At 57.0% G+C, this 19,681-nt stretch carries 18 protein-coding genes; 16 read left to right on the top strand and 2 right to left on the bottom strand.

From position 1 onward, the window contains the following. Positions 1-78: 78 nt before the first annotated feature. From C0039_RS14285 to C0039_RS14210, 16 genes are all read left to right on the top strand, one after another. Positions 79-4,038 (top strand): DUF1631 family protein, encoded by a 3,960-nt coding sequence (locus C0039_RS14285; protein ID WP_165787142.1) that lies wholly within the window; start codon positions 79-81, stop codon positions 4,036-4,038. 7 nt (positions 4,039-4,045) lie between these two features. After that, on the top strand, positions 4,046-5,212 hold the full coding sequence (locus C0039_RS14280; protein WP_101518425.1) for a helix-turn-helix transcriptional regulator: 1,167 nt from the start codon (positions 4,046-4,048) through the stop codon (positions 5,210-5,212). A gap of 81 nt (positions 5,213-5,293) precedes the next feature. Next, positions 5,294-6,730 carry an oxygen-independent coproporphyrinogen III oxidase gene (hemN, locus tag C0039_RS14275; protein ID WP_207796457.1) on the top strand — a complete coding sequence of 479 codons (1,437 nt, stop codon included), beginning with the start codon at positions 5,294-5,296 and terminating at the stop codon, positions 6,728-6,730. Positions 6,731-6,811: 81 nt separating this feature from the next. Further along, positions 6,812-7,567: a fumarate/nitrate reduction transcriptional regulator Fnr gene (gene fnr, locus C0039_RS14270; RefSeq protein ID WP_076001570.1), complete on the top strand. Its 756-nt coding sequence runs from the start codon at positions 6,812-6,814 to the stop codon at positions 7,565-7,567. Positions 7,568-7,680: 113 nt separating this feature from the next. Continuing rightward, on the top strand, positions 7,681-8,280 hold the full coding sequence (locus C0039_RS14265; protein WP_076001571.1) for a Yip1 family protein: 600 nt from the start codon (positions 7,681-7,683) through the stop codon (positions 8,278-8,280). 63 nt (positions 8,281-8,343) lie between these two features. Then, on the top strand, positions 8,344-9,783 hold the full coding sequence (ccoN, locus tag C0039_RS14260; RefSeq protein ID WP_076001572.1) for a cytochrome-c oxidase, cbb3-type subunit I: 1,440 nt from the start codon (positions 8,344-8,346) through the stop codon (positions 9,781-9,783). 14 nt (positions 9,784-9,797) lie between these two features. After that, a complete protein-coding gene (gene ccoO, locus C0039_RS14255) occupies positions 9,798-10,406 on the top strand; it encodes a cytochrome-c oxidase, cbb3-type subunit II (protein ID WP_076001573.1) in 609 nt (202 codons plus the stop codon). Between the two features lie 6 nt (positions 10,407-10,412). Further along, positions 10,413-10,592 carry a cbb3-type cytochrome oxidase subunit 3 gene (locus tag C0039_RS14250; RefSeq protein ID WP_076001574.1) on the top strand — a complete coding sequence of 60 codons (180 nt, stop codon included), beginning with the start codon at positions 10,413-10,415 and terminating at the stop codon, positions 10,590-10,592. After that, a complete protein-coding gene (ccoP, locus tag C0039_RS14245) occupies positions 10,585-11,463 on the top strand; it encodes a cytochrome-c oxidase, cbb3-type subunit III (RefSeq protein ID WP_076001575.1) in 879 nt (292 codons plus the stop codon). Before C0039_RS14250 ends, ccoP begins: the two co-directional genes overlap by 8 nt. A gap of 80 nt (positions 11,464-11,543) precedes the next feature. After that, positions 11,544-12,959 carry a cytochrome c oxidase accessory protein CcoG gene (ccoG, locus tag C0039_RS14240; RefSeq protein WP_076001576.1) on the top strand — a complete coding sequence of 472 codons (1,416 nt, stop codon included), beginning with the start codon at positions 11,544-11,546 and terminating at the stop codon, positions 12,957-12,959. Positions 12,960-12,967: 8 nt separating this feature from the next. Further along, positions 12,968-13,465: a FixH family protein gene (locus C0039_RS14235; protein ID WP_101518424.1), complete on the top strand. Its 498-nt coding sequence runs from the start codon at positions 12,968-12,970 to the stop codon at positions 13,463-13,465. After that, the gene (locus tag C0039_RS14230) at positions 13,458-15,890 is read left to right on the top strand and encodes a heavy metal translocating P-type ATPase (protein ID WP_076002441.1); all 2,433 of its coding nucleotides are present in this window, start codon (positions 13,458-13,460) and stop codon (positions 15,888-15,890) included. The genes C0039_RS14235 and C0039_RS14230 overlap by 8 nt, the downstream gene beginning before the upstream one ends. Positions 15,891-15,906: 16 nt before the next feature. Beyond that, positions 15,907-16,098 (top strand): cbb3-type cytochrome oxidase assembly protein CcoS, encoded by a 192-nt coding sequence (gene ccoS / locus C0039_RS14225; protein WP_076001578.1) that lies wholly within the window; start codon positions 15,907-15,909, stop codon positions 16,096-16,098. Beyond that, positions 16,095-16,841 carry a sulfite exporter TauE/SafE family protein gene (locus C0039_RS14220; protein ID WP_232334814.1) on the top strand — a complete coding sequence of 249 codons (747 nt, stop codon included), beginning with the start codon at positions 16,095-16,097 and terminating at the stop codon, positions 16,839-16,841. The genes ccoS and C0039_RS14220 overlap by 4 nt, the downstream gene beginning before the upstream one ends. A gap of 127 nt (positions 16,842-16,968) precedes the next feature. Further along, positions 16,969-17,292: a ferredoxin FdxA gene (fdxA, locus tag C0039_RS14215; RefSeq protein WP_076001580.1), complete on the top strand. Its 324-nt coding sequence runs from the start codon at positions 16,969-16,971 to the stop codon at positions 17,290-17,292. Positions 17,293-17,437: 145 nt separating this feature from the next. After that, entirely contained in the window at positions 17,438-17,998 is a 561-nt protein-coding gene (locus tag C0039_RS14210) for a nucleotidyltransferase family protein (RefSeq protein WP_165787141.1), read from the top strand. A 13-nt stretch (positions 17,999-18,011) separates the two neighbouring features. On the opposite strand, the gene C0039_RS14205 is transcribed toward C0039_RS14210, so the two are convergent. Together C0039_RS14205 and C0039_RS14200 are read right to left on the bottom strand one after the other, a co-directional pair. Further along, positions 18,012-19,253 (bottom strand): cytochrome P450, encoded by a 1,242-nt coding sequence (locus tag C0039_RS14205; protein ID WP_101518422.1) that lies wholly within the window; start codon positions 19,251-19,253, stop codon positions 18,012-18,014. A 25-nt stretch (positions 19,254-19,278) separates the two neighbouring features. After that, complete coding sequence (locus tag C0039_RS14200; protein WP_076001581.1) at positions 19,279-19,599, bottom strand: 2Fe-2S iron-sulfur cluster-binding protein; 321 nt, start codon at positions 19,597-19,599, stop codon at positions 19,279-19,281. Between the last annotated feature and the right edge of the window lie 82 nt (positions 19,600-19,681).

The following is a 19,681-nucleotide window of genomic DNA, read 5'->3' as shown; positions in this document are numbered from 1 at the left end:
TAGGGCCCTTGTATTGGGGGTATACTTGTCGGATTAGCGATGGACCGTTGTCTTAATGGCGACATTTGCAGGAGCAACATGTCCAGTTCTCAGCAAAAGGATGTCACTCAACCTGCCAGTCTCCAACTCGCCGGCGGCGCTCTGCTGGCCGGCGAAATTGTGTGCCTGGATGACAATACCCTGCAGTTAACCCAGTTCAAATTAAAGCCGGGAACAACCAGCGGCGGTAAAATCAGCTTGCACAAGGGCATGCAGGCCGCACTCTCCCTGCCTGGGAAACCCTGGAGCGGCCCCGTCGACGTGCGTATCAGTGGCGTCGCCAAGGCTGCGCTCTCTCTCGTATTGATGCAGCCTGACTCTCCGCTGGGGACGCGTTTCCTGAAAACGGTCTCCGGGCAGACGGTGATGCCTGAGAGAAAACCCTCCCGACTGAGCAGTTCCTCAGCGCATTACACGCAACTGCTAAGAACGTTCCACCAGGACGCGCTTAACGAGCTGGTAAGCAGGTTACCCGCTGCCCTGGAAAGCATACACCTGGACCTGCTGGAACTATCCACTCGCTCCCGGGCCGACTCCAAGGGGAGAAACCGACTGTATGAGACCGCAGTCACCTTGCGCCTGCGCAAGGACGATATCGGCTTTGCTGTCCTTGATAAAATAGAGAGCCTGTTTGAAGAAATGACCCCGGCGGACGGCGACCACGGAAAGGCCGACCCGGAAAATCTCGGACTTCTGGACCTTGACGAGTTTGAAGGCAACCTGGCGCTCAATCGCTGGGCAGGCGTGGCCGAGGAAATGCACAAGGTCGCCCTGGAAGCGCTACTTATTCGCGTGGCTACACTGCTGGAGGAGCAACCACTGCGGGTTCGCCTTCCAGTGCACACGCGCCAGTTGTGTAAAGCGTTCCAGCAGGCCATAGACACCAACGGCATTTCCCCTGACACCAGCCCGGTGGTGCTCGAATACTTCTGCGAACACCTGATACGCCCCCTGGACAGTTTCTACCAGTCGCTCAATCAATACCTGGGCGACAACGGTATCAGCCCGGAGATTGAAGAGCAGATCATCGCCAAGGGCACACTGCTACAAAAACCGGGCCCGCCGACATCGCCCCAGTCGACCTCGACCACCGGGCAGGATGCGGCCAGCATTACAGACCGGGAACCAGCGCTGCCTGACGGCCAACCACAGGTTGCACTCGCCGATGCCAGCAACACCGCCGCCAAACCGGGCGGGGAGGATGGCCCCTATCTGTCCGAAGCTGCCGCGGCCCTGCGCGACCTGCCCTCACACGGGGTCTATCAATCCGTGGTTGACGCTCTGAATTTTCGCCGCGAGGCAGAGGGCCTGGCTGACGGGGGTGCGGTTGCCCCGGGTACCCCGCTTAGTGGCACCTGGGAAGGCGGCACAGTACCCAGTGCTGACGTGGACCAGCAGTCACTGGCCGACGCCAGGACTATCGCCAATGCGCTGCGCGACCTGCAGCGCAACAGTGAGGTGCGTGCCGGCGTTCAGGATACACACTCGCTTCGCGAGTATCTGGCGCAGAATCGTGAGCAGCTGGGCAGTCTCAGGGAGAGCAGCGGCCTGACTGCCGACAGCCTTAACCAGCTTGACCTGGTCGACAACCTGTTCGGCACGATAAACTCGCAGATGGACGTCACCCCGGAGTTGCAACCCACTCTGGCGAACCTGCAAATCCCCCTGGCCCGACTGGCCCTGCTTGACCCGCACTTCTTCCTCGACAAGGACCACTCGGCTCGATCGGTAGTGGATCAACTGTCCGCACTGGCCAGTAGCGCCAACTTTCCCAACCCGGCACTGGAAGGACGCATTAACAAAATTGTCGACGAGATAGTCGAGGATTACGAAGACGACAGCGCTGTATTCGATCGCGCGCGCGACAAGATCGACAAACTCAGCAAGCAGCAGGAACGTGCCCTCTCCCGCAACATCGAACGGGTAGTACGCATCCAGGAAGGCCAGGAGAAGCTGCAGCACGCCCGCCGCGCTGTCAATGATGTAATTAACCAGCGCATCCGACCGCCGGCAGCGCCCCGGGTCTTGTATGACCTTGTGGAGTGTGGCTGGCGGGACCTGCTGGTCCTGACTCACGTCAAGGAGGGACCGGACAGCACCGCCTGGGCCGATCAGATCAACACCCTGGACCAGCTGACCCAGTGGCTGGAAGACAAGCGCTCCGGTGACCTCGACGAGGACATGATGATGCAGCGCGGCCTCGAGGCCGAAACGCTGATCGATATGGTAGAGCAGCAGATTGCAGCGGCCCTGCCCACCAACATCAGTCACGAAAAGGTGCTGGCAGAACTGCGCGACATCCTCGCTGGCAATCGCGAGGTGGATTCCGCACAGATCCCTGAAGAAAACGACGCCGAGTCTCCGGAGAAAATTCGCGCCAAGGTCGAAGACTTGCCCCGGCTGCGTCGCTGGGTAAGGCGGGTTGAGCAACTGGAAAAAGACTCCTGGCTCACCTACCGCAATAAAACCGGCCAAAAACGACGCATGCAGCTGGCATGGGTCAGCCCCAACAAGGACCGGTATATTTTCGTCAATGAGCGCGGGCAGAAAGTCGCTGACCTGACCGCGGTCCAGCTGGCACGCAAGCTTAGCAGCGGCATCCAGCCGCCGGCACCGGCAGATGAATTGTCCGTTCTTGACCAGAGCCTGTATCAGACACTTGAACACGTCCAGAAGACCCTGAGTTTTGCCCGGAATCATGACAGCCTGACCAGGCTGATCAACCGTGAGACCTTTCTCGACCAGATGGGACGTGCACTGCGCCACGCGCAACTCAGAAACTCGCAACACGCCGTGCTCTACCTGGACATCGACCAGTTCAACCTGGTCAACGAAATCTATGACGAGGTCACCGGGGACGCCGTGCTGCTGGAATTCAGCAGCTTGCTGGCCCAGCTCCATGGCAAAAAGTCATCTTCGGCGCGCATTGAAGGAGATCAATTCGCCGTACTCCTGCTGGATCGCACATCGGAGCAGGCCGAGGCAGTGGCGCGAAAAATACGCGAGGACATCGAGTCCGGCAGCATGGAACTCGAGGGTGAGAATGTAACTTTCACGGTATCCATTGGCGTGGCGCCTATCGTCGAATACAGCCCCTCCGTCGACCAGGTGCTGGAGTCGGCACGCTCGGCGATGGCCTATGCCAAGGAGCAGGGCCGTAACCGGGTTCAGGTCTACGAGGAAGACCGGGAGTTGGCCGCCAGTTTCCGCAATGAAAGGACAATTACCCGAGAGAACCTTGAACAGGCGATCGCCACCGACCGCTTCGTGCTCCGCGCCCAGCCCATAGTGCAGGTTGCAGTAGACGGCAACCAACCATCCAACAAGCACTTTGAACTATTGCTGGGGCTGGCCAATCCCGATGGCTCATTATCCTCACCCAGCGACTTTATACAGAGCGCAGAACGTTATGGATTTATGAACCTCGTTGACCGCTGGGTGGTGCGCGAGGCCTTCGCCTGGGTCAGCCACCTGATGGATAACGAAAAAGAGGTACCCCACCTGGCGATCAATCTTTCCGGCAACAGCATTACGGACGATGATTTTCTCGAGTACCTGCTGGAGCAGATCTCGGAGTTCGGTGTGGGCACCAGCCGAATCTGCTTTGAAATCACCGAGACAGGCACGATTTCCAACCTGGTCAAGGCGGCCGACTTTGTGCGTGCTTTCCGCAATATCGGCTGCAAGTTTTCCATTGATGACTTTGGTACCGGTCTTGCCAGCCACAACTACCTGCGCGAACTACCGGTAGATTATGTAAAGATCGACGGCACATTCGTGACCGGCATCCACAAGAATCGCTCAGACTATGCGATGGCCCAGTCGATCAATGACCTGGCCCATTTCCTGGGGCAGAAAACCATTGCCGAGTCCGTTGAAAATGAGGAGATAGTGGAGAAGCTCAAGGAGATCGGTGTGGACTACTTGCAGGGTTGGGGGGTAGGAATGCCCAAGCCTCTGTCTGAGATCACGGCTGAACTTTCCAGCATCGATAAGTAAAAAAGCAGTGAAGAAACAGCTCCCGCACCCCCGCTACGATGAACTGGTGGGCCTGATCTACGAGGGGCCTCTGGAACAGCGCCCGTGGCAAAGTGCATTGCCTTTGCTACGTGAACTGCTCGATGCACAGGTCGCCTCGCTGGTACTGCGCCCACCCTCAGAACAGGACCGCGGCGCCATTCTCAATTGCGTACGCCCCGCAGCAGGAGACCGTAGTGACGGCCTGGCGGATCCGGATGCCTGGCAATCTGCAGCGTACCAGAAAGAATTTTTTATACTCGACCCGTTCGTGAACCTGCCCACGGATGAGGTGGTATCACTCGCAGACATGCTCACAGACGATGAGCTGGTTAACTCTGACTACTACCACCACTATCTTGAGCCAGTAGAGTTGTTTCATATTCTGGGCGTGGACACGGCTGAACCCGGTGGCATGCTCGCTCGCCTGCGCTTCTCTCGACGCCGGGAGGAACCTGCTTTTGGTGACGCTGAGCGCGACCTGCTCACTACAATTACTCCGCACCTGCGCCGCGCTATCCAGATATACGCGACGCTCAATCGCACCACGTCTGAACGGGACGTCTATGCCGGCGCTGTTTCGCAGTTGGCGATGGCCAGTATCATTCTTGATGAGCAGGCACGGGTGCTGAGCGCTAACCCTGTCGCGCAGGCGCTGCTTGATCAGGCAGACGGTCTCCTGCTAAAAGGCCAGCACCTGCATATAGAGGGGCGCAACATTAACCGGGAACTGCAGCAGGCGGTCTCGGATATCATTCAGGCGCAACAGCGCGGCGAGGCCAGCGTCGTGCGTGCCCTGCGGGTACCCAGGTCCGCGGGACGTTCACACCTCGGACTACTGGTGCGCCCGGTGCCCATGTCGCAGTGGAGTGAAGGGCAGTCCAGCCCCTGTGCAGCGATTTTTGTTTCCGATCCCGACCTTCACGAACCGGCCGACCGGCAAACGCTGGGCGAGCTGTTCGAACTTACCCCGGCTGAATCCAACCTGGCAATTCTACTTGCTCGCGGCCTCAGTCTGGCAGAAGTCTCCGAGACGCAGAGTATCTCCCAGCACACTGCTCGCGCGCAGCTGAAGTCGATCTTCGCCAAGACCGGGGTATCACGCCAAGCTGAGCTGGTGCGCCTGGTCATCAAAAGCGTCGCTTCACTGGGCTGAAACTGGCGCTTGACGTGGATCAACGCATGGTTCATTGCTTCCTGATATTGTCCGCAACATTACATCCGGAAGCTGTACCCCATGACCATCATGCCTGACAATCTGATAGCCTCTTCTGCCATTCCTGAAGACCTTCAGGCTGACATGAAACTCGCCCGGAAATACGCCAGCCAGGGTCCTCGCTATACCTCCTACCCCACAGCCCCGCAATTTCGCCAGGACTTTCCCATGGCGGAGTATCGCAGCTGGCAGGGCACGGAAGGAGACCACAAGCGCGCCCCCCTGTCACTGTACGTACACGTACCGTTCTGCAACGATATTTGCTACTACTGCGCCTGTAACAAGATCGTCACCCGGGAAAAAGGCGTGGCGCAAAAATACCTGAATCGCTTGCAGCACGAGATTGTCATGCAGTCCGAGCTGGTTGGTGACAAGCGCCCGATTACCCAGATGCACTGGGGCGGTGGCACGCCGACCTATCTGGATCATGCCCAGATCACCGAATTAATGCACATGCTGGCAAGCCACTTCCAGTTGCTCGACAAAGGATATCGTGAATACTCCGTCGAAATTGACCCGCGCACGGTAGAAACCAGCACCATGGCGTTGCTCAAGGGGGTAGGCTTCAACCGCATAAGTCTCGGAATTCAGGACTTTGACCCCCTGGTGCAGAAGTCAGTCAACCGAATACAGCCGTTTAGCCAGGTGGCAGCATTGGTAGACTGCATCCGGTCCCACGACTTCCGCTCCCTGAGCTTTGACCTGATCTACGGACTTCCCCACCAGGACCGTGAAAGCATGGCGGAAACGCTGCGTAAGGTTATTGAGCTTCGTCCTGACCGTATTGCCTGCTATAACTACGCTCACCTTCCCGAGCGTTTCTCCAGCCAGCGCGCCATCGATAGGCTCACCTTGCCTGAACCCAATGAAAAATTGCTGTTGCATGAAATCATTAGCCACACACTGCAGGATGCCGGTTACCTCCACATTGGCATGGATCACTATGTGCTACCGGATGATGAGTTAGCCCTCGCCCAGCGGGAGGGTCGCTTACAGCGGAACTTCCAGGGATACTCCCTGAAGATGGCGGACGACCTGCTCGGCCTCGGCGTGTCCGCGATTAGCCAGATCGGGGACTTTTACCTGCAAAACGAGCGCGACCTGCAGGATTACTACGGTATGCTTGATGCCGGCGACCTGCCGATTACACGTGGTTGCAAGGTCAGCGCCGACGACAAACTGCGTCGGCATATCATTATGACCCTGATCTCAGAGCTTAAACTGGACATTAGCGAATGCAATCGGGAGTTTGGTATCGACTTTAGTCTAATGTTCGCGAAGGAACTGAAGGCACTGACGCCCATGGTCGAGGACGGCCTGCTCTCCATATCCGCGTCAGGTATAGAAATCAGCAAACGCGGAAGACCCTTCCTGCGTAACATCTGCATGCCATTCGACGCCTATCTGGCTTCACACCAGGGAGATGAACCCCCGCCCAAGTTCTCAGCAACTGTATAATTTTCAACCACAAAAAACACATGTACAGCACATTAGGATTTTCGACTATAATTGCCTGAGCATTGATTCAGGGGAAGCAGTATGACCATCCATATCGCCCAGCAAGGAGACGCTGCGGTAAAACCGTGCAACCACGATTACCAGGTCAACTGCGGCAACTGTCGCCTCAACGGCATCTGTCTACCGCTGGCACTGGAAAGCGACGACATCCAGCAACTGGATGACATTATCCAACGCAGCAAACCCCTGCAAAAGAATCAGCACCTGTATCGCGAAGGCGATCATTTCCAGTCCGTTTTTGCGGTTCGATCAGGCACACTCAAGGCCTACAAAACCACCGATGATGGCCGCGAGCAGGTAACCGGCTTCTACTTTCCCGGGGAAATCCTCGGCATGGATGGTATCAGCAATAACGCCCACGCGTCGTCTGCAAAGGCGCTGGAAACGGCAGCGATATGCGAAATTCCCTTTGTCTCCCTGGAGCGGCTCAGCGCCCTGATGCCCAACCTGCAGCGTCATTTCTTCCAGCTAATGAGCCGCGAGATTACTGAAGACCAACAACTGATCACTCTGCTGAGCAAAAATTCAGCGGATGAACGCGTTGCCGCACTTATGCTCAGCATCTCCGGCCGTAACGCCCGGCGCAAACTCAGTGCCACCCAGTTCCGCCTGCCAATGTCACGAGTGGACATCGGCAACTACCTAGGGCTCACCGTAGAAACCGTTTCGCGGGTTTTCAGTCGCATGCAAAAAATGGCGGTACTGCGCGTCGACAACAAAGAAATAGAGATTCTGGATCCAGCGGGCCTACGCAGCATGGCGAACCTGGGAAGCTAGGCTGCCCTGTCGAGCACCCTGCTAACTTGATGCACATCAAGGCGGTCAGGTCTGAACGATCTAGAATGCGAGCGCACAACAATTAGAGTAACTTTTGGGGAGATCATCTTCTAATGATTCAGCACACCTTCGGCTTGTTAGTGAAGCCCAGTTCCCAGTGGAAGACCGTTAGCGAGCTGTCTGACAGTTCCTTCAAGACGCTGTTAATCTACCCGTGGATTCTGGCGATCATCCCTGCGGTTGCCTGGTACTGGGGCACTACGCATGTAGGCTGGGCCGTCGGTGACGGCGAGCATATCAAATTGACCAAAGACAGCGCGATGACCATATGCGTTCTGTTTTACCTGACGCAGGTGGTCTGCCTGGCAGCCATCGGCTATTTCATCCACTGGATGTCTGACACCTATGGTGCTGAATCCACTATCGCCAAGGGCATCATCATCGCTTCGCTGGCAGCTACACCGCTGTTCCTGTTCGGGGCGGTTGGCTTCTACCCTATTCTCTGGCTGGACCTGCTAATCGGGATTGTCGCCGTTTGCTGGGCTGTCTACCTGATGTACCTGGGCATCCCCATAGTGATGAACATCCCCGAAGAGCGGGGTTTCCTGTTTTCCAGCGCGGTGATGGGCGTTGCCATGGTAATCCTCATTTGCCTGATGGTGGGTGCGGTCATCCTCTGGGACTTTGGTGCAGCACCATCCTTCACCGATTAATGGCAAGGCCTCACGGCCTGAGCGATTTTGTTGTTTTTTGAAATCTGACTTTGGAATGAAACCATGAGCGAGCTTAACTCAGCACTGGAACATCCCACCTACAATTACAAGGTGGTACGCCAGTTTGCAATCATGACCGTTGTTTGGGGCATCGTGGGCATGTTGGTGGGCGTGATAATCGCCGCCCAGCTGGCCTGGCCCCAGCTGAACCCTGGCCTGGAATGGCTGCACTTCGGCCGACTGCGGCCGCTGCATACCAATGCAGTGATCTTTGCCTTCGGCGGTTGTGCGCTATTCGCAACGTCTTACTACATCGTGCAACGCACAACCCAGGCTCGCCTGATATCAGACAAACTGGCAGCCTTCACCTTCTGGGGTTGGCAGGCAGTCATCGTCAGTGCTGCGATCACCCTGCCTCTTGGGCTAACCTCAAGCAAGGAATATGCAGAGCTGGAGTGGCCGATTGACATCCTGATTACCATCGTCTGGGTGTCGTACGCGGTCGTTTTCTTCGGCACACTGGTGAAGCGTAAGGTCAAGCACATCTATGTGGCCAACTGGTTCCTGGGTTCGTTCATCATCGCCGTCGCGATTCTGCACCTGCTCAACAGCGCCGCCATACCGGTTAGTGCATTCAAGTCCTACTCCGTCTATGCGGGCACTGTCGACGCCATGGTGCAGTGGTGGTACGGGCATAACGCGGTGGGTTTCTTCCTGACTGCAGGCTTCCTGGGCATGATGTACTACTTTGTACCCAAGCAGGCCGAGCGTCCGGTTTACTCGTATCGTCTGTCTATTGTGCACTTCTGGGCGCTGGTGGCCGTCTACATCTGGGCCGGTCCACACCACCTGCACTACACCGCCCTGCCCGACTGGGCACAAAGCCTGGGCATGGTGATGTCCCTGATCCTGCTGGCGCCTTCCTGGGGTGGCATGATCAACGGCATGATGACCTTGTCCGGCGCCTGGCATAAGCTGCGCACCGACCCCATCCTGCGCTTCCTGGTGGTCAGCCTTTCCTTCTATGGTATGTCCACTTTCGAAGGTCCGATGATGTCTATCAAGACCGTGAACGCCCTGTCGCACTATACCGACTGGACCATTGGTCACGTACACTCTGGCGCGCTGGGCTGGGTCGCGATGATTTCCATCGGCTCCCTCTACCACCTCTTCCCCATCCTGTTCGGCAGAGAGCGCATGTACAGCACCGACCTGATCAACGTACATTTTTGGATGTCCACCATCGGCACCGTACTGTACATCGCTGCCTTGTGGGTCAACGGCATTATGCAGGGCCTGATGTGGCGCGCCTACAACCAGGACGGAACGCTCACCTACAACTTTGTAGAATCCGTAGCGGCCTCCTATCCGGGTTATGTGGTGCGGGTACTGGGTGGCACAATCTTCTTCGCCGGCATGCTGGTGATGGCCTACAACGTTTACATGACCGCCCGTAAAGACGTTGAAGCCCAACCGGCACCTGCCGCAGCCAGCGCAGCCTGAGGAGCAACAGAAAAATGAAACACGAAGCAATCGAAACCAATGTCGGCCTGATGATGATCGGCATTGTCATTGCCCTGAGCTTTGGCACTCTGGTAGAGCTGGTACCCCTGATGTTTGCCAAGGAGACCAACGAACCTATCGCTGGACTCATGCCGCTGCCGGCGCTTGAGCTGGAGGGCCGCGACATCTATATTCGCGAGGGTTGTAATACCTGTCATTCGCAGATGATTCGCCCCCTGCGAGCCGAAACCGAACGCTATGGCCACTATTCAGTTGCGGGGGAATTCGTCTACGACCACCCCTTCCTCTGGGGCTCAAAGCGCACCGGCCCGGACCTCGCCCGCGTCGGCAAGCGCTATAGCGACGACTGGCACCGCGCACATATGTATAACCCGCGCGATGTAGTGCCCGAATCAAACATGCCCGCCTTCCCCTGGTTGTTTGATAAAGAACTGTCAGGCGAATTAACTGGCAAGAAAATGGCCGCCCTGCGCGCAGTAGGCGTCCCCTACACTGACGAAGACATCGCCGGTGCCAAGGCTGCGGTGGAAGGCAAGAAAGAAATCGATGCCATGATTGCCTATTTACAGCAGTTGGGCACCCTACTGCAAACGAGGCGCTAATACCTTATGGATATCAATGACCTCAGAGGTTTCAGCACCGTCTTCCTGTTGGTGACATTCATCGGGATGTGTTTCTGGGCCTACAACAGCAAACGTAAAAAATCATTTGATGAAGCCGCCAACCTGCCATTTGCAGATGAAGAGCTGAATCGTCGCACCATGCAGGAGGAAGATAGGAATGACTAGTTTCTGGAGTATGTGGGTAATCGTCCTCACTGCGATCACCATTATTCTGGTGACATGGGTATTGTTCGCGAACCGCACCCAGGACCAGAATACAGAAGGCAATACCACCGGCCATGTCTACGATGGCATCGAAGAATATAACAACCCTCTTCCCGCCTGGTGGTTCATGATGTTCGTGATCACCATTATTTTCGCGATTGGCTATCTGATCGTGTACCCGGGTATGGGCAACTACCCCGGCGTGCTGGGTTGGACCCAGATAGACCAGCACGACCGGGAAGTCGCCGCCGCTGATGCGAAATTCCGTGATATGCGCGACCGCTATCTGGCTCTGCCAGTAGAAGAAATCGCAACAGACCCGGCCGTGCGCAAGATGGGTATGCGGATGTTTTCCAACAACTGCGCGCAGTGTCATGGCAGTGACGCCAAGGGCGCCTATGGTTTCCCCAACCTCACCGATGACGATTGGCTCTATGGCGGCACACCCGAGGCGATCAAAGCCACGCTCATCAACGGCCGCATGGCGGCAATGCCAGCCTGGGGCAGCATTTTGGGCGATCAGGGCATCACCGAAACCACCGCCTATGTGCAGTCCCTGAGCGGGCGCGATGTTGACGATGGGATGGCGAAAGCAGGTGAAAAGCACTATCAGACTTATTGTGCTGCCTGTCACGGGGCCGACGGCAAGGGAAACCATGCGCTGGGCGCCCCGAACCTGGCCAACGGCATCTGGCTGTATGGTGGCAGTACAGAGCAGATCAGTCATACCCTGCGTGCAGGCCGTAACGGTGTGATGCCAGCATTCAACGACACGCTCAGCGAGGACAAGATCCACATTCTAACTGCGTACGTGTATGGCCTGACCCAGTAAAAAGATTACTGGTTTTCCCCTAGCTGTAACGGGGCCTCGCCCGGGGCCCCTTTTTCAAACACTCCAGGTGTGCAAATACTATGTCTGAGACGAATAAGGATCTGATCGATCTTCAGGAAGTCGCGCCCGCCGAGGTTGCTGAAGTAGACCTGTACCAGAAACGCGAGCGTATCTACACGCGCAAGGTAGAAGGTTTTTTCCAGAAAGTCCGGCTATACACCGGTTGGCCGCTGTTGCTGGGCTATTTTTTGCTCCCCTGGCTAAGCTGGAATGGGCAACAGGTCGTGCTCTTCGACCTTCCGGCACGCAAGTTTCACATTCTGGGACTCACCTTCTGGCCCCAGGACTTCCCCATGCTGGCGTTCCTGTTGATCATAGCGGCCTATTCGCTGTTTGCCATCACCACGTTCGCCGGGCGCATCTGGTGCGGCTATACCTGCCCCCAGACCGTTTGGACCACTATGTTCATGTGGGTGGAGCAGAAAACGGAGGGGAGCCGCAACCAGCGTATCAAGTTGGACAAAGCGCCCATGTCCACGGCCAAATTCACGCGCAAGTTCATGAAGCACGCTGGCTGGCTGTTCATCGCCTTTATGACCGGGCTGAGCTTTGTCGGGTACTTTTATGGCATGCAGGACCTGGTTAGAGACATCGCCACACTGCAGATCGCCGGTTGGGGGCTATTCTGGACCCTGTTCTTTACCGTGACGACCTATATCAACGCCGGTTATATGCGTGAGCAGGTGTGCAAGTACATGTGCCCCTATGCCCGCTTCCAGTCGGTCATGTTCGATCAGGACACGCTGATCGTCTCCTACGACAAACTCCGGGGTGATCCCCGTGGCAGTCGGAAAAAGACGGCTGACCCCGGGCAACTGGGTCTGGGCGACTGTATCGATTGCGAACTGTGTGTGCAGGTTTGCCCTACCGGCATCGATATACGCGACGGATTGCAGTATGAATGCATCGGTTGCGCACTGTGCGTGGATGCCTGCAACTCGGTGATGGACAAGATGGGCTACGATCCCGGCCTGGTGCGCTATACCAGTGAGAATGAGCTCGCCGGCGGTACCACCCACTGGCTGCGCCCACGCATCATTGGCTATGTTGTAGTCCTCGCTGTCATGGTGGGTGTTTTTTCCTATAACATGTTCTCGCGAATTCCTCTGGAGCTGACTATCATCCGCGACAGAAACCAGCTCTATGTAACGACAGACACAGGCGCGATTGATAACATCTACACCCTGCAGTTAGTCAACATGGACCCGCAAAGCCACGTTTTCGACATTAGTATCGAGGGGCTGGACCAGGGCGAGGTGATCGGTGAAACCCGGCACGAGTTGAACGGCGGCGAAGTTCGCTCCATCAACCTCAGGGTCAGGGTAGCACCAGAGGACTTGCAAAAGCCCAGTACCGAGTTTGATTTCCGCGCCCAGGCAACGGACAGAGAGTCCCTGCAGATTATTCATGAATCCCGCTTTATCAAGCCGCTGTAGGACCGTTTATGAGCAAGCACCTCCCGCGTGAGGACACACAGCCATGGTACAAGCAGTTCTGGCCATGGTTCCTGATCGCGCTGCCTGCTTTTGTTGTAGTGGCCGGTATCAACATGGTATTCATCGCCCACGAAGGTGCTGACGATCTGGTTGTCGACGAATACTACAAGGAAGGCCTGGCAATTAATCGCAGGCTGGAGAAGAAGCAGCGGGCCACCGACCTGGGTATCGTCGCTAACCTTGCCATCACCGGCGACGAGGTCATCGTACGTACCGATGGTCCGGTTACCGCGGAACGACTGACGCTCTTACTATCGCATCCACTGGAGTCCAACCAGGACTTCCAGATTGTACTGGTCAAAAGCGTTCCCGGTGAATACCGCGGTCGCCTGAGCGCCTCCGTTGCCGAACGCTGGCACTGGGCCCTGTTTGATGAGGGCGCACAGACCTGGCGCCTGGACGGGTCCATCACCTCCGATGCTTTCAGCGCACCAGGCGGTGGCTGAACCGCGCGCGGCCGCCGATGATGGCCCCTGCCCCTGCTATCACTGCGGCGAGACCGTTCCTCACGGCGCCCGTTTTGAGATAGAGATTGGCGGCGAGTCCCGGGCAATGTGCTGCCCGGGTTGCCGCGCGGTAGCCGGCCTGATTGCGGCCAACGGCCTGGAGAATTTTTACCAACAACGCACTGCTTATAGCGAGCGCCCAGTCGACGCTGAGTTCCAACTCAACGACCAGTACCTGATTTATGACGACGCAGAAATGGCGCAGCGTTTCTCTCAGCAAGAGGCAGACGGTTCAGTGACCGCGCGCCTGTTGCTCGGTGGCATCACTTGCGCCGCCTGTACCTGGCTTATCGAACAGTCGCTGGAGCCAATAACCGGTGTGCATAGCGCACTGGTAAACCTGCAGCAAAATCGACTGGATGTCCGTTTTGACCCGGAAAAGATAAAACTCAGTGAGATCTTTTCCCGCGTCGAATCGCTGGGCTACCGTCCCCGCCCTTTCCAGGCCAGCACCCAACGCGAGCAGAACGCGTCAGATTATCGACGCGACCTGAGGCGTCTTGGCGTAGCCGGATTCGGTATGATGCAGGTTGGCATGTTTGCCGTCGCCCTGCATGCCGGTGACATACAGGGTATTGAGGAGCAATATCAGGGGTTGCTGCGCGGATTCAGCCTGCTGGTCTCAAGCTTTGTGGTGTATTACTCAGCCGGCATCTTTTTCAGTACCGCCTGGCGACACCTGCAACAGGGCGTACTGGTAATGGACTTGCCTGTTGCCCTCGCTATCGGCCTGGCCTGGCTCGCCAGTGCCTGGGCAACAATCACAGGCACCGGACAGGTCTATTTCGACTCAGTGGTCATGTTTACTTTCTTTCTGCTGCTGGGTCGCTTTATGGAATCCAGGGTACGGCAGAGGCACAGCATGACCTGGTTCGATGCTGAGAGCGCGCTACCCGATGCTGTCAGCTGCCGGCGTAAAGACCAGTGGGTAACCGTGCCCAGGACCCAGGTTGCGGCCGGTGACATCGTCTTGTTGCGTCCCGGTGAGACGATTCCAGTGGACGCCGAAATTACTGATGGCGCCAGTGCCGTGCGCGAGGACACCTTCAACGGCGAACATCTGCCCCGGGCAGTTGTTGCGGGAAACACTGTATTTGCCGGTACCGTCAATGTCGAGGCAGCCCTGGAAGCACGGGTATTGTGCACATACCTGGAGAGTCGCCTTGCGGCTTTACAACAGTCAGTGGAAGTCGCGCAGACTGAAAAACCAAGGCTGGCCCGCCTGGCAGACCGGGTCGCTTCCTGGTTTGTCGCCGGGGTTCTGCTGGTCACCTCAGCCACCGCTCTGATATGGATGCAAATTGACCCCTCCCGCGCTCTGTGGGTCGCACTGTCGGTACTGGTGATCAGTTGTCCCTGCGCCCTGGCACTGGCCACACCCGCCGCATTGACCTCAGCCGCCAGCGCCCTGCGTGGCCGGGGCGTCATCGTACGGGGCGAAAATGCCCTGGAGGCGCTTGCGCGAACGACTCACCTGTTTTTTGATAAAACCGGAACATTGACCGCAGGCAAACTGACCCTGTCCCGCGTAGAACTGTTGGTGGACCAGACGGAGGCACAGGTGCTCGCCATTGCCAGTAGCCTGCAGCGCTGGTCAAACCACCCCATCAGTCAGGCTTTCAACGATATTTCCGGTACAGCGGACATCGATAACGTGAAGTATCACGTGGGCCAGGGACTAAGTGGAGAACAACAGGGCCTTCGCTACAGAATGGGGAGCGAGGGGTTTTGTCGCGTACTCTGCCCACAGCTACCTCCCGCCCCATCTGCACCGCTCTACTGGGTCGCGCTATGTGACGAACACCGACCTCTGGCCTGGATTGGACTCACCGACAGTGTGCGTCCCGAAGCCGCCGCTGTTATCGATGAGGCACGACACAACGGCCTGCTCGTTGGCCTGCTTACCGGAGACAATTCTCTTCAGGGGACCCTGCTGGCGAAGACACTTGGTATGGACACGGTAAACATTGGGCTGGAACCACAACAGAAGATGGCGCATGTGCAGGCCCTGCAGGAGGCCGGTTATGTAGTCAGCATGGTGGGTGACGGACTCAACGATGCGCCTGTACTGAGCCTGGCCGATGCCTCCTTCGCGGTTGCCGGTGCCACAGACCTCGCCCGCACCCAGGCAGATTTCGTCGTCGTCGGCGGCGACCTCACGGCGGTCACCAGCACCTGGCGCCAGGCCAGGGCCTGTCGGCGCATAATCGTGCAAAATTTCGCCTGGGCATTGGGTTACAATCTCAGCGCCATACCGCTGGCGGCTATGGGTTATATACCGCCATGGGCTGCGGCAATCGGCATGTCTTTGAGTTCACTGCTGGTGGTTGCAAATTCGCTGCGGTTGAATCGAAAGCCACGCTGAGAGGGCCAATATCGCTGTGGACAGTCTCTACCTACTTATTCCCGTCGCCCTGGTGTTCGTGGCCGCTGGCATCAAGTTACTGCTCTGGGCCATTGATGACGGCCAATACGACGACCTCGATAAGGAGGCCTGGCGCATCCTGGCCCCGGAGCAGGACGAGCATATCAAGGCCGAAGAAAACCCCGACAGGAGCAAAGACGAATCGTGAACGAACCGGTATTACTGACTGCGTTCGCCCTGGGCCTGGCCGGCAGCGGCCACTGCCTGGGCATGTGTGGCGGTATTGCAGCGGCGCTGAATCTGGGGCAACACCGCTCGCTGCCGCTGACTCTCTCCTATCACAGTGGTCGCATATTCAGTTACACCTTGCTGGGTGGTTTGCTGGGCCTGATCGCGGGCAGCATTGACCTGGTGTCCTGGACTATTGCCCTGCGCTACCTGGCAGGGATTCTGCTGATTGGCATGGGACTGTCGGTTGCCAATTGGTGGCAGGGTATAAAAATCCTTGAACGTGCTGGCAGTAAACTCTGGCAACCGGTGCAGCGTTTTTCCGCGCGTTTCCTGCCAATACGCAACCCAATGCAGGGGTTGGCACTGGGCCTGTGTTGGGGGCTGATGCCCTGCGGGCTGATTTATTCTGCCCTGGCCTGGTCGGCTACGGCACAGAGTGCACTGGGCTCCGCCAGCCTGATGTTCTGCTTCGGGCTGGGCACCTTGCCGGCCATGCTGGCCGTCAGTCTGGGAGCCGATAAATTGCAGGGCTTTCTGCGCCGCAGAGGTCTGAAACTGTTTATTGCGGCGATGCTGGTTCTTTCCGGTATCTGGACAATTTACCTGGTCACCGCACATGGCGAACACCTCAGGCACAAAGCCCCGGGGATGGCGCCAACAGAGAACGGTTCCATAATGGATCACTCCCCAAAGGACCATTCGAAGATGTCACACAACTGATGAATATAGCGGCAGAAGCATACGTTCCACGGGCCAGTTACCCCTTCACGACCCCTTCAAATCGGCTGGCCTTGCGGGTAAACTTAGCGCCGCATATGAGCGGCATCATCCAAGAGGCAGGTAAAGCATGACATTTGTTGTAGGCGAAGATTGTATCAATTGTAAGCACACAGATTGTGTGGAAGTCTGTCCGGTAGACTGTTTCTATGAGGGGCCCAACTTTCTCGTTATCCACCCCGATGAGTGCATAGACTGTGCGCTGTGCGAACCCGAGTGCCCCATCGACGCAATTTTTTCCGAGGACGAATTACCGGAGGATCAGCAGGTATTCCTGGAGTTAAACGCCGAGCTTGCTGAGGTGTGGCCCTGCATCACCGAGATGAAGGACGCGCTGCCCGATGCCGAGGAGTGGAAAGGCAAGCCTAACAAGCTGGAGTTACTGCAGCGTTGAGCCACGCGCTTCCAGCAAAAGCCCCGCTCTGTCGGGGCTTTTTTATGCCCCTGAATCGTTGCACAGTAGCCAGCGCAGCCCCCCTGGACCACGGGAACGCGGGGTCGCGCAATCGCCCGCACAGCAGCCCCCGGATGAACGCATCTTGAACGTCACCATTCTGCTGCTCGCCGCAGGCACTTCCAGACGTTTTGGCAGGGACAAGCGACGGGCCCTGCTTCCCGATGGAACTACGATCCTGGAACGCACCACTGCACAGGCCCTGGCCAGTGGTTTGCCAGTAATGGTCTGTTTACGGCCTTCGGACGAGGAACTGGCCGGTGCACTTCAAAGCCTGGGCGCCCAAACCCTGCTTTGCTCGCTCGCCTACCGCGGCATGGGACACACACTGGCCCAGGGATTGGAGCGGGTTAAGCAGGAGGATGGTGTGCTGATTGCACTGGGCGACATGCCGCACATTCAACCTGCCAGCTACCGCGCTGTCGCAGAAGCACTCTGCCCGGGCACAATCACGCTGCCGCAATGTAACGGCTCTACAGGTCATCCCGTTGGCTTCAGCCGCGAGTTCTTTACCGAACTGGCTGCACTGACAGGAGATCGTGGCGCGCGGCAAGTCATTGGCCGGAACGAAAATGCTATTGTCCGGGTTGCACTAACAGATACCGGCATCTTCACAGATATAGACAGTCCAGCCGATATAACTTAAGACAAGGGCTGTTTTAAAGAGGGTGCACGCGAACAGGAAGACTCTCATAGCCTTTGACGAAATTGGAATTGACGCGCACGGGGTCGCCCATCACCTCGACGAATTTGAAGCGCCGCATGATCTCCTCCCAGAGAATGCGCAGTTGCATCTCTGCGAGCCTGTTGCCCATGCAGCGGTGCACACCGAAGCCAAAGGAAATGTGGTGCCGTGGATTCTCGCGGTCGATGATGAACTCATCCGGGTTGGCAATGGCACGCTCGTCGCGATTCCCAGACATGTACCACATCACCACTTTATCGTCTTTCTTGATTTGCTGCCCGCCGAATTCCAGGTCGCGGGTAGCCCTGCGTCGCATGTGCGCCAAAGGTGTCTGCCAGCGAATTATTTCTGACACCATGGAGGGAATAAGGCTTTGATCCGCTCGCAGTTTGTCATATTGCTCAGGAAAGAGGTTAAGCGCCAGCACTCCACCAGTCGCTGAATTGCGCGTGGTGTCATTACCACCCACAATCAACAGCATCAGGTTCCCAAGATATTCCATCGGCCGATCCACCATATCCGCGGTATTCGGGTCGCGTTGCAGCAGGCTAATCAGGTCAAAACTGTCGCCGGGGTTCGCCTTGCGTTCATGCCAGAGGCGGGTAAAGGTCTCCAGGCAATCCATCAACCCCTGAAGTCGCTCCTCAGGATCCACATCACCCCCGGTCATCTCCGCTGTTCCGGCGGCAATGTCAGACCAATACGTCAGCTTATGCCTCTCCTCGAAAGGAAAGTCGAATAAAGTGGCCAACATCTGAGTGGTGAGATTAATGGAGACATCGCTCACCCAATCGAACGTTTCACCAACAGGCAATCCGTCCAGTATGTCGCAGACTCGAGTGCGAATCAGCACCTCCATCTCCGCGAGGTTCTTAGGCGCCACCACGCTCTGCACTGCCTTGCGCTGGACGTCGTGCTTGGGGGGATCCATGGCAATAAACATCTCAGCCGGCAGATCATCGGAAATGTCACCAATCAGAATTGTTGGTTCAGAGGAAAAGTCCTTGAAGTTGCTGTCCACGGCAACGATGTCTTCAAAGCGGGTAATAGACCAGAACGGCCCGAAGGGGCTCTCCGCCTGATAGTGAACAGGCGACTCATCCCGCAAGCGGGCGAAATAATCGTGCCAGGTGTCGTCGCGCAGCAGGCAGGGGTCACTGAAGTCAATCTGGTCAAGAGGAGCGGAAGCCGACGTTGGCGTGGCGATGTGATTCATACTATTTTCTCCCGGGTCTATTCGATTACATCTGGTACTCAGGCAGGCGCACAACCATACCGTCCATGGCTTCAGTGACTTCGATCTGGCAACTCAAGCGAGAAACATCAGACTGGTCCGGCCGCATTGACAGCATGGCGCCTTCCAGCGGATTTGACTCCCCTGCCGCCTCCTGCCACGCCGGTTCAACGAAAACGTGACAAGTGCCGCAGGCGCAGGCGCCCCCGCAATCCGCATCGATGCCGGGTACCTGGTTATCAATGGCGTTGAGCATCAGGGATTTGCCAACCTCCGCTTCGATGGTGTGATCTGTGCCATTGAATTCAATCAGGGTTATACGCGGCATTAATCTATTCCTCATGTTAAGTAGGGACAGTCTACCCACTAACGGCTACTGAAGGAGGTCATTTTTTGACACCGGGGAGTCA

This window comes from Pseudohalioglobus lutimaris (genome assembly GCF_002866825.1).
In the GTDB taxonomy this organism is placed as follows: Bacteria; Pseudomonadota; Gammaproteobacteria; order Pseudomonadales; family Halieaceae; genus Halioglobus; species Halioglobus lutimaris.
This window is presented reverse-complemented; position numbering and strand designations above follow the sequence as displayed.

Coding starts and splice junctions, on each gene's coding strand:
- fnr (WP_076001570.1), top strand. CDS start 6,812: ATGACCATCCATATCGCCCAGCAAGGAGACGCTGCGGTAAAACCGTGC.
- ccoG (WP_076001576.1), top strand. CDS start 11,544: ATGTCTGAGACGAATAAGGATCTGATCGATCTTCAGGAAGTCGCGCCC.
- C0039_RS14250 (WP_076001574.1), top strand. CDS start 10,413: ATGGATATCAATGACCTCAGAGGTTTCAGCACCGTCTTCCTGTTGGTG.
- ccoN (WP_076001572.1), top strand. CDS start 8,344: ATGAGCGAGCTTAACTCAGCACTGGAACATCCCACCTACAATTACAAG.
- C0039_RS14200 (WP_076001581.1), bottom strand. CDS start 19,599: ATGCCGCGTATAACCCTGATTGAATTCAATGGCACAGATCACACCATC.
- ccoO (WP_076001573.1), top strand. CDS start 9,798: ATGAAACACGAAGCAATCGAAACCAATGTCGGCCTGATGATGATCGGC.
- C0039_RS14265 (WP_076001571.1), top strand. CDS start 7,681: ATGATTCAGCACACCTTCGGCTTGTTAGTGAAGCCCAGTTCCCAGTGG.
- C0039_RS14205 (WP_101518422.1), bottom strand. CDS start 19,253: ATGAATCACATCGCCACGCCAACGTCGGCTTCCGCTCCTCTTGACCAG.
- C0039_RS14235 (WP_101518424.1), top strand. CDS start 12,968: ATGAGCAAGCACCTCCCGCGTGAGGACACACAGCCATGGTACAAGCAG.
- C0039_RS14285 (WP_165787142.1), top strand. CDS start 79: ATGTCCAGTTCTCAGCAAAAGGATGTCACTCAACCTGCCAGTCTCCAA.
- fdxA (WP_076001580.1), top strand. CDS start 16,969: ATGACATTTGTTGTAGGCGAAGATTGTATCAATTGTAAGCACACAGAT.
- hemN (WP_207796457.1), top strand. CDS start 5,294: ATGACCATCATGCCTGACAATCTGATAGCCTCTTCTGCCATTCCTGAA.
- ccoP (WP_076001575.1), top strand. CDS start 10,585: ATGACTAGTTTCTGGAGTATGTGGGTAATCGTCCTCACTGCGATCACC.